The following is an 11,202-nucleotide window of genomic DNA, read 5'->3' on the forward strand; positions in this document are numbered from 1 at the left end:
GTGGGGGCCGGGGTCAGCCGCTCAGGCGGCAGGAGTCCGGTGCGGCGGTCACGTGGATCTCGGTGTTCCAGCCCGAGCCGATCGTGACGCCCATCTGGTCCGGGCCCGACGGGGCCCACGTGTCGGTGTTGTCGGAGTAGCGGTACCAGCGCAGCACCGGGCCGGTCTGGCCGTCGAAGGGGCTGGTGCCGGTGCTGCCGCGGCCGTAGAGGATGTCGCCGCCCGGCGAGAAGATCTCGCTGAACATCTGCCAGCCTGCCCCGGCCGGCTTGTCACGCTGGGTCCACGCCGACGCGGCGAAGTCGTACTTGAAGCGGAACAGTTCGCCGCCCGGCTTGCGCGCGTACAGCACGCCGTCGCCGGCCGCGGTGATCGAGTCGAAGCGGGACCAGCCGGTGTCGAGGACGTCGCCGGCGCCGTTGACCCACCAGCCCGTCGCGTCGTCCCAGAGGTAGTACTTCAGCCGGCCCTGGTCGTCGATCATGAAGATGCGGTTCTTCTCGTCGACGGTGATCCGGTTCTTGTATTCGTTCGTCAGGTAGCGGTCCCACCCGCTGCCGACCTGGCCACCGCCGCCCAAGCCGCTGCCGGTCGAGTACACCCAGCGCTTCAGGGTGCCGTCCGGGTACGGGTCGCCCGCGCTGTTGTGGCGGTGGATGTCCCAGATCACGCCGTCCTTGCCGGCCAGCACGCGGCCGGTCCAGCCCGAGCCGTCCGGGGCGCTCGCCTGCGTCCAGCTGACCGCGCCGTCGGCCGGGCCGAGGTGGACGTAGCGCCAGAGGCTGCCGTCGGCGCGGGCGGCCCAGATCGGCGCGCCGGCCGGGCACGACACCGGCGTCGGCACGATCTGCTTCCGGATCCAGTCGCCGAGGTCGTCGACGCGGGTTTCCGTGCCGCCTTGGCGGGTTTCGGTGACGTCGAGGCAGCCGTGCTGCCACGACGTGCTGCTCAGGGCCACCAGCTGGGCGGTGCCGCCCGACACGCGGAACGCGGGACCGCCCGCGTCGCCCTTGCAGGCGTCGGTGCCGTTCGCCGAGGAGACCGACACGGTGGAGCCGTTGACGCCCGAGACGGTGAACGACGCGACGCGCGGCCGCGCCGGCACCCATTCGGTGGTGGTCCGGCCGAACCCGGCCACCTGCAGGGTTTCCCCGGCCTGCGGCGCGGTGGTGCCCAGCGGAATCTGCGGGACACCGGTCGCCGGCTTGTCCAGCTTCGCCAGGACGACGTCCCGGTCAGTGCGGCGCACGACCTTCGTCAGCTTCGCGGTGAAGCCCGCGCCGGTGCTCACGTCGACGTCGCCGACCGCGACGGTCGCGGCCTCGACGGGAGCGCCGGAGTCCGTCGCCGGCAGGCAGGTCGCCGAGGTGAGGATCCAGGACGGGTCGACCAGAGCGCCCGAGCACGCCTTCGTCGGCGTGGCGATCCGGGCGAGGAACGGGTGGGTGCCGACGGGCACCACCGTGCCACCGGACAGGGCCTCGGCGGGGGTCGCGGTCAGCAGACCGCCCGCGAGCAGGGTGACGGACAGAGCGGTGAGCCTCGTTCGGCCGCGTGGGTGCATCGGTTTCCCCTCGGTGGATCGGTGGTGGCGCCCCGGCGGGACGCCACCACCGCGGTGCTACAAGATCGTCGACTGGGCGGCGTTGAACGTGCCGTTGCTGCTCCACTTGACGCCCTCGTGGTCGAAGCCACCGGAGGCGTTCGCGTGGAAGCGGAACAGGTTCGTGTTCGAGCCGCCGTAGTCGTAGGAGGCGACCAGGTCCGTGCGGCCGTCGCCGTCGAAGTCGCCGGTGCTCCACTGCGACTGGGGGAGGTTCCAGTTGCCCGGCCCGCTCGTCCACTGCGTGACCGGCGCGTCGACCCCGGTGGCGGTGGCGTGCCAGGTGCGGAACGTCAGGTTCGTGCCGCCCAGGTCGATCGCCGCGCCGAGGTCGGTGCGCCCGTCGCCGTCGAAGTCGCCGGAGACGAACTGCGCCTTGCCGGACGGGATGCCGCCGTTCCACTTCGTGCCCTGCGAGACGAGCTCGCCGGAAGCGTTGCCGTAGAAGAGGAACAGGTTGGCGGTGTTGTCGCGGTAGTCGTAGAACGCGGCCAGGTCGGCCCGGCCGTCACCGTTGAAGTCGCCGCCCCGCCAGCTCGACTGGGCGAGGTTCCAGTTGCCCGGCCCGGTGCGCCACTGCGTGACCGGGGCGTCGAAGCCGGTCGCCGCCGCGTGCCAGGTCAGCATGCTCAGGTCGGCGTTGCCGTTGTCGTAGGCGGCGGCGATGTCCGTGCGGCCGTCGCCGTCGAAGTCGCCGGCGGTGAACCGGGCGTTCAGCGGCCGGAAGGCGCCGCTCCACCTGATGCCCTGGCTGTCGAACCCGCCGGCGGCGTTGGCGTACCAGAGGAACAGGTTCGAGCCGCCGTCGAGGTAGTCGTAGAAGGCGGCGATGTCGGTGCGGCCGTCACCGTTGAAGTCGCCGGTGACCCAGCGGGCCTTGGCCGCCTCCCAGCCGTCGGCGCTCCACTTCAGCTCGGGGGCGCCCACGCCGGCCGCGGTCGTCGGCCAGACGTACACGCCGGTGCGGGCGTTCTTCAGGTCGTACGCCGCGCCCGTGTCGTCCTTGCCGTCGCCGGTGAAGTCGTTGCCCGCCGAGACCGGAGTGGCCGCCGAGACGACCTCGGTCGGCGTGCTCGTCCAGCCGTCGGTCGTCGCGACGACGACGCGGTAGTAGCGGGTTTGCTTGGCGGGCAGGCCGGTGTGCGTGTACGACGTGCCGTCGACGCTGCCGAGCAGGTGCGCGCTGTCGACCGGCACGTCGGGGGTGGCCGAGGCGTAGACGCGGTAGCCGGTGCGGTCGCTCACCGGGTGCCAGGTCAGCGTGATCGCGTGCCCGACGGCCTTGGCGGCCGGCGCCAGCGCCTGCTGGCGGATCCAGCCGGCGATGTCGTCGACGCGGGCGGCGGTGGTGCCCTGCCGGGTCGTGGTCTCCCCGAAGCAGCCGTGCTGCCACGACGCGCTGGTCACGGCGACGACGTCGGTGCGGCCGCCGGCGTCGCGGAAGATCGGCGCGCCGGCGTCGCCCTTGCAGGCGTCGGTGCCGTTCGTGCCGGTGAGCGCCAGGGTGGTCGCCGTCGACGACGGCGCCTTGAACGTGCCGACGTGCAGCGTGTCGGGCACCCATTCGCTCTCGGTGCGGCCGTACCCGGCCAGGGTGAGCGTCTCGTCCCCGCCGGGGTAGTTGACCGGGATGGTGCTGAGCGGCAGGGGAGCGATGTCGGTGACCGGCGTGGCGAGCCGGGCCAGCGCGACGTCGCGGTCGGCGCGGACGACGACGTTCGTGACCGGCACGACGTGCCCGCCGGTGCCGCTCAGGCTGGTCCGCCCGATGGTCGCGGTGGTCGCCTTGGCCGGTGCTTCGCCCTGCGGGTTCTCGGGGAAGCAGCCGGCGGCGGTGAGGACGAGGTCGGGCTCGACGAGCGCGCCGCCGCAGGCCCGTCCGTCGGCGGTGAGTTTCGCGGCGTACGGGTAGGCACCCTGGGCGGCGGCGGTCCCGCCGGAAACGGCTTCGGCGGGCACCGTGGTCAGCAGCCCGGCGGCCAGCAGGGCCGTGGTGGCCGCCACGACCCTGGTGGGACGAATGGACATGCGGATTTCTCCCCTCGTACTTCGGAACAGGACGGCGAGCAGGGCGCGGGTGGATGCCGATGCCGGCGTTCGCGGAATGGCGAAATCGACGGTTTTCGCCGCCGCGGGGCGTGGTCCCGCTCATCGGAAAATGGCGCGTCCGGGGAATGGGCTGGTAGACGTTTCCCGCGCGGCAACCGGCCCCCGACCGGATTTCCTCCCCTTAGTCGATCCCTCCCGGCCTGTCCATACGCCGAACGTCGCAACCGCTGTGACGGCTATTGCGGTCGCGCAGGTCAGGTCCCCCCTCGTGGGGCTTTCGCCCGGTGATCCCATCGACAGGAAACCGTGAATATTACCGGACCGGGTGGTGATTCACCTCACATTCCGGCTCGACCAGGCGTTCGGATAGTGTGAGAAAGGCTGTCGCTCCGGCGACGGTGAAGAGGGGTGTTCAATTCTTTTCCGCATGCCAGTTTCGGCGTGCCGCAATTCGTGTGCCGCCGAGCGGGCCGGGGAGTGTTCGATGTCGGGGACCATCAGGCGGACCGGTTCACCGGACCGGTGGATCGCCTCCAGCGGCACCTACTACTGGGTCCTGGACCACCTCGCCTCGGCCGTCACCGACGAAGGTGTGGCGGAGCGGTTCCGGGCGGCTTCCACCCACGGCTTCCGCACGGTCGACCTCGGCGACCTGACCGCGGCGCAGCGGCGGGAGGTCCTGGACCTGATCCGGGGATCGCTGGCCCCGGCGGTGGCGGCGCGCTTCCCGGGCCCGGACGGCGAGGCGGTCCGCAAGTTCGTCGCCGAGCTCGAAAAGGTGGCGGAGTCCTGGGCCGATTCCGCCTAGGCTGCCACCGCGCCGGACCACAGCCGGTGCGGCCGGCTGCCCGCGCCGGCGCGGGAGGGGGAACCATGTCAGCACCACAGCACGATCCCGAGCTCTTCGACGAGCTCATGCGCGCCGAGCTGCGCAACCAACCGATCAGCCGCTACGCGATCGCGACGCTCGTCTCCGGGTTGCTCGGCGGGCTGCTCGCGCCGGTCTTCGGCGCCGTCGCGATCTCCCGGATCAGGAAGCAGAAGCAGCGGGGGCTCGTGCTCGTCATCTGCGGGCTGGTGGCCTTCACCGCCTGGACGGGCGTGGCCGCGTACCGGATCGCCATCGGGGCGGCGTGGTGGCAGCAGCGGCAAGCAGGCCAGGGACGGCTGCCCGAGGGCGTGGCGCACGGGCTCGACCTCGCCGTGGGCGAGTGTTTCCGGGCCCCGGCGGTCTCGGGCGAAGCGGACGTGTTCCGGATACCGTGCACGGCGCAGCACACCGGCGAGGCGTTCGAAGTGCTCCCGCTGGGCGAGGGCCCGATGCCCGACATCCTCGAGGTCTACCGGAACACCCTGGCCCGGTGCGAAGCCGACGCCCGCCCGGTGCCCGGCGTCCGCGTCCAGGTCGTGACGCCGACGTCGTCGAGCTGGGAGGGCGGCAAGCACCGGGCGGTCTGTTATTACCACTTCGCCGCCGAAGTGACCGGGCCCGTGCGGTGAGGTGCGCCGGGCCCGCTCCGGTGGGGCGACCGCCGAGTTCGGGGCCACGGCACCGGAGATCGAGCGGGCCGCGGGGTGATGGCGGATGCACCGCCCGGCTCGCGGCCGGGCCCGGTGAAGCGTGGGTCGGGGACGATCCGCTCCTCGCGGACTAGGAATCCGCCGGTTTCGTCCAAGCCACCTGGACCAGGCCCGTCCCGTGCCGCCGGGACACCAGCGTTCCGCGGCCCGGCGGCTGCGGTGACGGCTTCACGTCCGCCAGCAACGCGCCCTCGTCCTTCGTCCCGGACATGATCAGCCCCGGCGAGCCCAGCTCTCGCAGCCGCTGCAGCACCGGCTCGAACAACGCCCGCCCGGCGCCACCCGATCCACGCACGAGCACCAGGTGCAGGCCGATGTCGCGGGCCTGCGGCAGGAACTCCAGCAGCGGCTGCAACGGGTTGCGCCCCACCGTTGCCACCAGCTCGTAGTCGTCCACCAGGACGAACAGGTCCGGCCCGCGCCACCACGACCGGTTCCGCAGCTGCTCGGGCGTCACCGAGGGCCCGGGCAGCCGGTTGCGCATCGCCTGGGCGCACTCGCCGATCAGGTCCGTCAGCTTGCCTTCCGCTCCCGCGTACCCCAGCAGGTGCGGCTCCGGCACCGCCCCCAACAAACCGCGCCGGTAGTCCGCGACGATGATCGCCGCCTCGTCCGGGGTGTACGCCGACGTGATGCCGTGGGCGATCGCCCGCAGCAGCGAGCTCTTGCCGGACTCGACGTCGCCGAAGGCCATGAAGTGCGGGTCCGCCGCGAAGTCCAGGTACACCGGGCGCAACGTCGATTCGGCGATGCCCAGGGTGACCTGACGCGAAGGCGCCGCGGGCAACCCGTCCAGGGGCACTTCCGGCGGCAGCAGCCGGACCCGCGGGGCGCGCGGACCCTGCCACGCGTCCGAAATCCGGCGCACCAGGTCGACGCCGCCCGCGCCGACCGTTTCCGGGCGCTGGTCGGTGTCGATGCGCGGCAGTGCCGCGAGGAAGTGGAGCTTCTCCGCGGTGATGCCGCGGCCCGGGCGGTCGGCGGGCACGTTGGCCGCCACCTTGCGGTCGATGGAGGAGTCCATCGGGTCGCCCAGGCGCAGCTCGAAGCGCGTGCCGATCGCGTCGCGCAGCTGGGCGCGGACGCCGATCCACTGGTTGAGCGAGACGATCACGTGGATGCCGAAGCCGAGCCCGCGGGCGGCCAGCCCGGTGATCTGCTCCTCCAGCTGCTCGTACTCCTGGCGGATCGTCGTCCAGTTGTCCACGAACAGGAACACGTCGCCGAACTCGCGCTCGTCCGTGCTCTCGGTGAACTCCGGACGGTGAGCGCGGAACGCCGCCATCGATTCGATCCCCTGCGCGGCGAAGAACTCCTCGCGCTGCTCCAGCAACGTCGTCAGCTCGGCGACGACCCGGCGGCAGCGCTGGGCGTCGCGGCGGGTCGCGTACCCGGACACGTGCGGCAGCCCGGCGATCGGGGCCAGCGCGCCACCGCCCATGTCCAGCACGAACAGCTGGACCTCGGCCGGGGTGTGCGTCAGCGCCAGCATGCCCGCGATGACCTTCATCAGCGTCGACTTCCCGCTCTGCGGCGCGCCGACGATCAGCGCGTGCCCGGCCGCGCCGGAGAAGTCGGCCCACAGCAGGTCGCGGCGCTGCTCGAACGGCTTGTCCACCAGCGCCACCGGGATCGTCAGCTTCCCGTTGCCACCCCAGCCGAGCGGGCACAGCCCGCGCGCGGCGTCCTCGCCGAGCGGCGGCAGCAGCTGGTCCAGCGTGGGCGGTTCGGCCAGCGGCGGCAGCCAGATCTGGTGCGCGTCCGGGCCGCGGCCCTCCAGGCGCGACAGCATCGCGCCGATGATCGTCTCGCCGGTGCCTTCCTCCGAAGGCGTCGCGGACACCTCGGTCGTCACCGGGATCTCCACCGGGGCCAGGGAAAACGGCAGCACGCCCAGCTCCTGGCCGTCCTCGCGCACGATCGTGCTGCGCGGCGGCAGCTCGCCGGAGACGTAAGCCGCCTTGAGCCGGATCAGCGTCTCGGTGTCGGACTTCAGGTACGCCGAGCCCGGGACCGGCGGCAGGTGGTAGGCGTCCGCGACGCCCAGCACCGCGCGGCTTTCCGCCGCGGAGAACGTCCGCAGCCCGATCCGGTACGACAGGTGGGAGTCGAGTCCGCGCAGCCGGCCCTCTTCGAGCCGCTGCGAGGCCAGCAGCAGGTGGATGCCGAGCGACCGCCCGAGCCGGCCGATCGCGACGAACAGGTCGATGAACTCCGGGCGGGAGGACAGCAGCTCGCTGAACTCGTCGATGATCACCAGCAGCGACGGCAGCGGGTCCAGCGGCGCGCCGTCCGCGCGGGCCTTCTCGTAGTCGCGCACCGACGCGTAGTTCCCGGCCGCGTGCAGCAGTTCCTGGCGCCGCAGCAGCTCGCCGTTGAGCGCGTCGGCCATGCGGTCGACCAGCGCGAGGTCGTCGGAGAGGTTGGTGATGACAGCGCACGTGTGCGGCAGCCCGGTCATCCCGGCGAAGGTCGCGCCGCCCTTGAAGTCGATGAGCGCCAGGTTGAGCGTCTCCGACGAGTGCATCACGGCCAGCGCCGTCACCAGCGTCCGCAGCAGCTCGCTCTTGCCGGACCCGGTCGCGCCGATGACCAGGCCGTGCGGCCCCATCCCGCCCTCGGCCGACTCCTTGAGGTCCAGTTCGACCGGACGGCCTTCGGGGTTGACGCCCAGCGGGATCCGCAGCCGGTCCCGGGCCGCGCGCGGGGCCCACGTGACGGCCGTGTCGGTGTCGCGCGGGTCGCCGATGCCGAGCAGGCCGGCCAGGCCGAAGGTCGCCGACATCGGTTTCTCGCCGACGACCGCGGAGGGCGTGTGCAACGGCGTCAGCATCCGCGCCAGGGCTTCCGCGGCGCCGCGGTCGAGGACGTCCGGGCGGCCGAGGAAGCCCAGCCGCTGCTCGCCGCCTTCGCCGACGACCATGCCCAGTGACTCCGGTGCGGTGTGCAGGCTCAGCAGCCGCTCGGTCGACGACGCCCGCGGGTGCTCCTGCCCGACCTCGATCACCGTGACGCCGAGCCGGCCGTCCTCACCGATCAGCCGGGGCTCACCGTGGGCGTTGCCGCCGTCGACGAGGACCACCAGGTGGGGCAGGTCGAGCTCGGCGGCCGCGCGGCGGCTGAACGCGGGACGTTCACCCAGGTCGGCGCCCAGCAGTTCGGCCAGCCCGGCCGCGGTGCCGGCGGCCAGCCGCCGCGAGCCGACGGCGTCGGCCGTGCCGGCCGCCGTCGCGTGCGGCAGCCACTTCGCCCACTCCCAGTCGTGCTGCCGGTCCGGCGACACGCAGACCGCGACCCGCAGGTCGGCGGGGGAGTGGAAGGTGACGAGCTGGCACAGCAGGGCCCGCACCAGGCCGAGCACGGCGGGGCGCCGCCCGGCCACGGTGACCGCGGCGAACGACCGCAGCGACAGCGCGACCGGCAGGCCGTCCACCGTCGAGTAGGTGCGGATGAAGTGCTTGAGGCTGGTCGAGGACACCGGGTCCAGGTCCTCCAGCGGCACGGTCTGCGGCGCCTTCAACGGCGTCGCGAGCCGCTGCGGCCCGGTGCCCGCGCGCACCTGGGCGAACTGGCCGTCGGTGCGCCGCCGGTCCCACAGCTTCCCGGTTTCGACGTAGGCCCACAGGTCGGCCGGGTCGGGCTGGACGGCGATCATGGCCGCGCGCTGGCCGTCGGCGATGTCGCGGACCTGGGCGCGCAGCCCGGAGAGGTAGCGCTGGTAGTCCCGGCGCTCGTCGTTGATCTGCGCCTTCTTCGCCATCCCGCCGCGGCCCAGCGACATCACCACCATGCCGCCCATGGCGCAGAGGAAGAGCGCGCCGAAGATCCAGGTCATCACGCCGCCGTCGCGTCCGATGTAGACGAACGACATCGCGCCCATGCCGAGCATCATCGGCAGGAACATCATCAGCTGCACCATCCCGCCGGACGAGCTCTTCGGGAGCATCGGCGGGGACTGCAGCACGATTTCGCTCGGACGGTCGGACGGCAGGCTCATCTGAACAGGCTGCTCCAGTTCGGGGGCGGTCTGACCGGTATTTTGGCCACTCGCCGCCACGCCGCGGTGGGTACTTTTGCCGTCCGCCCGCTTCCGGGGCCGAACTTACGCTCAGCCGAGCAAGCCACCCGGAAGGAGACCCATGGCCGGCGAGTACCGGGCTGAGCCCGAGGCGATGCGCTCCGCCGTGGGCAACGTCGGGGGCATCATCGCCCACGGCATCAACGCCGTGGCCGACCTCGAACGGCTCGTCGTGCAGCCGATGTCGTTCGCGACGTTCGGCAGCTCGGTCGCCGCAGCGAACGCGGCCCTGCACTCCGGCCAGATCACCGCCGTCCGCACGCTCCTGCAGCTGCTGCAGCAGGTCAACGGGCTCGTCAAGGCCAGCGCCGACGCCTATCAGGCGGCCGACCGGGACGTCGCCGCGGGCTACGGCGGCGGGCACGCTCCGACGAGCACCGCGTCGTCGATCTGGGGCAGCTCGCACGCTTCCGAGCTCGCCACCCTGGCCATCAACGACAGCGCGGGCGCCCACGGCGAGCCGTCGTCGGTCGGGAACGTGCTGCGCTACCTGGGGGACGCGCGGCTGGGCAAGCTCGGCGACCACCCGATCACCGACACCCGCTTCCACGGCGTCGCCGACTTCAACGACTGGCTGGCCGGCGACGCCGACAACCAGGCGCGGATCGGGTTGATCGAGGTCTACGCGGGCACCGCGCGGACGTTCTCCGACGTGCCCGGCGGCGTGCACAGCGGCGACGTCGTGGTCGTGGAGCCATTGCTGTTCTCCGACCGCCAGCCGGTCATCGGCGTCGCCGGCGACGGCGGCCGCCTCTACAACCACGGGTTGCTCGACGCCCGCACCGGCGGGCTGGCGAGGGTCAGCGTCTACCGGCCCGCTTCCGTCGTCTGAACTCCTTGAACCCTTGTGAGGACCGATGCTGACTTTCCCGAACTCCAGCGCGATGGACGCGACCGCGTCTTCGGGTGGGCCGATCACCATCCTGCCGCAGATCGTCACCGGCCGGCCGGAGCAGATCGCCAAGCACGTGGCCGACCTGGTCCGCAAGGCCGAGCAGTTCCTCGGCATGTACAACGAGCTGACGAAGGCCGCCGACCAGCTGGGCAAGATCTGGTCGGGGGCGGCGAGCGAGTCGGCGCTGAAGAAGATCAGCGACTCGCTCGGCCAGCTGACGAAGATCATCGACGTCGTCCAGAAGGGCGCCGAGCTGCTCGGCGTCTCCGGCACGCTGATCAAAACGGCGCAGGAGGCCTACCGCGCGGTGGTCGCCGCGGTGAACCCCACGGTGGCCGCGTTGATGTCGAACTGGTGGACCTACGGGGCCGCGGTCGCTTTGTCGACCGCGACGAGCGCGTCGCTGCGGGCGTTCATCACCGCGATCGGCGCGCTGCTCAAGGCGCTCGGCGCGGTGGACCTCGCCCAGCAGGTCACCACGCTCGCGCAGGTCATCGGCGAGATCGAGAAGCTCTTCCACCACGGTTCCGGCAGTTCGGGCGCGACGACGCCGTCGATCGGGAACACCCCGGTCACCGCGCCGCAGACCCCGCCGCCGGTGGCGAGCCCGTCGGGGCAGCAGGCGGTGGCGGGCGGGAGCGGCGGGGGGATCCCGCAGCAGCCCTCGTTCACTGACTACACCCCGCCCGCGCTCGCCACCGGCGGCGGTTCCAGCGGTTCCGGCGGCGCGGCGAACCCGGCGAACAGCTGGATTCCCGTAGACCACCCGGTGACACCGCCTTCGGTGCCCGCACCCGCGCCTTCGGTTCCGGCGCCCGTGGTGCCCGCCCCGGCCTCCGGGCACGCCGACGAGGTCGTCATCCACACCAACCTGACCACCGGCGAATCCACTGTGGAGGCTCCCGGCGGCCAGGACTTCGACCTCGACATCGCGCTGGACTACAACGGCAAGCACTTCAGCCAGCACGTCGGCTACGACGCGGCCGGGAACTGACC

7 protein-coding genes are annotated in these 11,202 nt (G+C 72.3%); 4 read left to right on the plus strand and 3 right to left on the minus strand.

What is annotated here, in order from left to right; all coding sequences use genetic code 11:
- Positions 1–13 precede the first annotated feature (13 nt).
- Together QRY02_RS00435 and QRY02_RS00440 are read right to left on the minus strand one after the other, a co-directional pair.
- Entirely contained in the window at positions 14–1,564 is a 1,551-nt protein-coding gene (locus tag QRY02_RS00435) for a tachylectin-related carbohydrate-binding protein (RefSeq protein ID WP_285989492.1), read from the minus strand.
- Between the two features lie 57 nt (positions 1,565–1,621).
- Positions 1,622–3,631 carry a trypsin-like serine protease gene (locus QRY02_RS00440; RefSeq protein WP_285989493.1) on the minus strand — a complete coding sequence of 670 codons (2,010 nt, stop codon included), beginning with the start codon at positions 3,629–3,631 and terminating at the stop codon, positions 1,622–1,624.
- Positions 3,632–4,136: 505 nt separating this feature from the next.
- On the opposite strand from QRY02_RS00440, the gene QRY02_RS00445 reads away from it, so the two are divergent.
- Both QRY02_RS00445 and QRY02_RS00450 read left to right on the plus strand, forming a co-directional pair.
- Entirely contained in the window at positions 4,137–4,460 is a 324-nt protein-coding gene (locus QRY02_RS00445; protein ID WP_285989494.1) for a hypothetical protein, read from the plus strand.
- 65 nt (positions 4,461–4,525) lie between these two features.
- Positions 4,526–5,152 (plus strand): hypothetical protein, encoded by a 627-nt coding sequence (locus QRY02_RS00450; RefSeq protein ID WP_285989495.1) that lies wholly within the window; start codon positions 4,526–4,528, stop codon positions 5,150–5,152.
- A gap of 151 nt (positions 5,153–5,303) precedes the next feature.
- On the opposite strand, the gene eccCa is transcribed toward QRY02_RS00450, so the two are convergent.
- Positions 5,304–9,230 carry a type VII secretion protein EccCa gene (eccCa, locus tag QRY02_RS00455; protein WP_285989496.1) on the minus strand — a complete coding sequence of 1,309 codons (3,927 nt, stop codon included), beginning with the start codon at positions 9,228–9,230 and terminating at the stop codon, positions 5,304–5,306.
- A gap of 142 nt (positions 9,231–9,372) precedes the next feature.
- Between eccCa and QRY02_RS00460 the strand changes: the two genes are divergently transcribed.
- The gene (locus QRY02_RS00460; protein ID WP_285989497.1) at positions 9,373–10,143 is read left to right on the plus strand and encodes a WXG100 family type VII secretion target; all 771 of its coding nucleotides are present in this window, start codon (positions 9,373–9,375) and stop codon (positions 10,141–10,143) included.
- A 25-nt stretch (positions 10,144–10,168) separates the two neighbouring features.
- Positions 10,169–11,200 (plus strand): WXG100 family type VII secretion target, encoded by a 1,032-nt coding sequence (locus QRY02_RS00465; protein ID WP_285989498.1) that lies wholly within the window; start codon positions 10,169–10,171, stop codon positions 11,198–11,200.
- Positions 11,201–11,202: the final 2 nt, after the last annotated feature.

The organism is Amycolatopsis sp. DG1A-15b (genome assembly GCF_030285645.1).
Lineage (GTDB): Bacteria > Actinomycetota > Actinomycetes > Mycobacteriales > Pseudonocardiaceae > Amycolatopsis.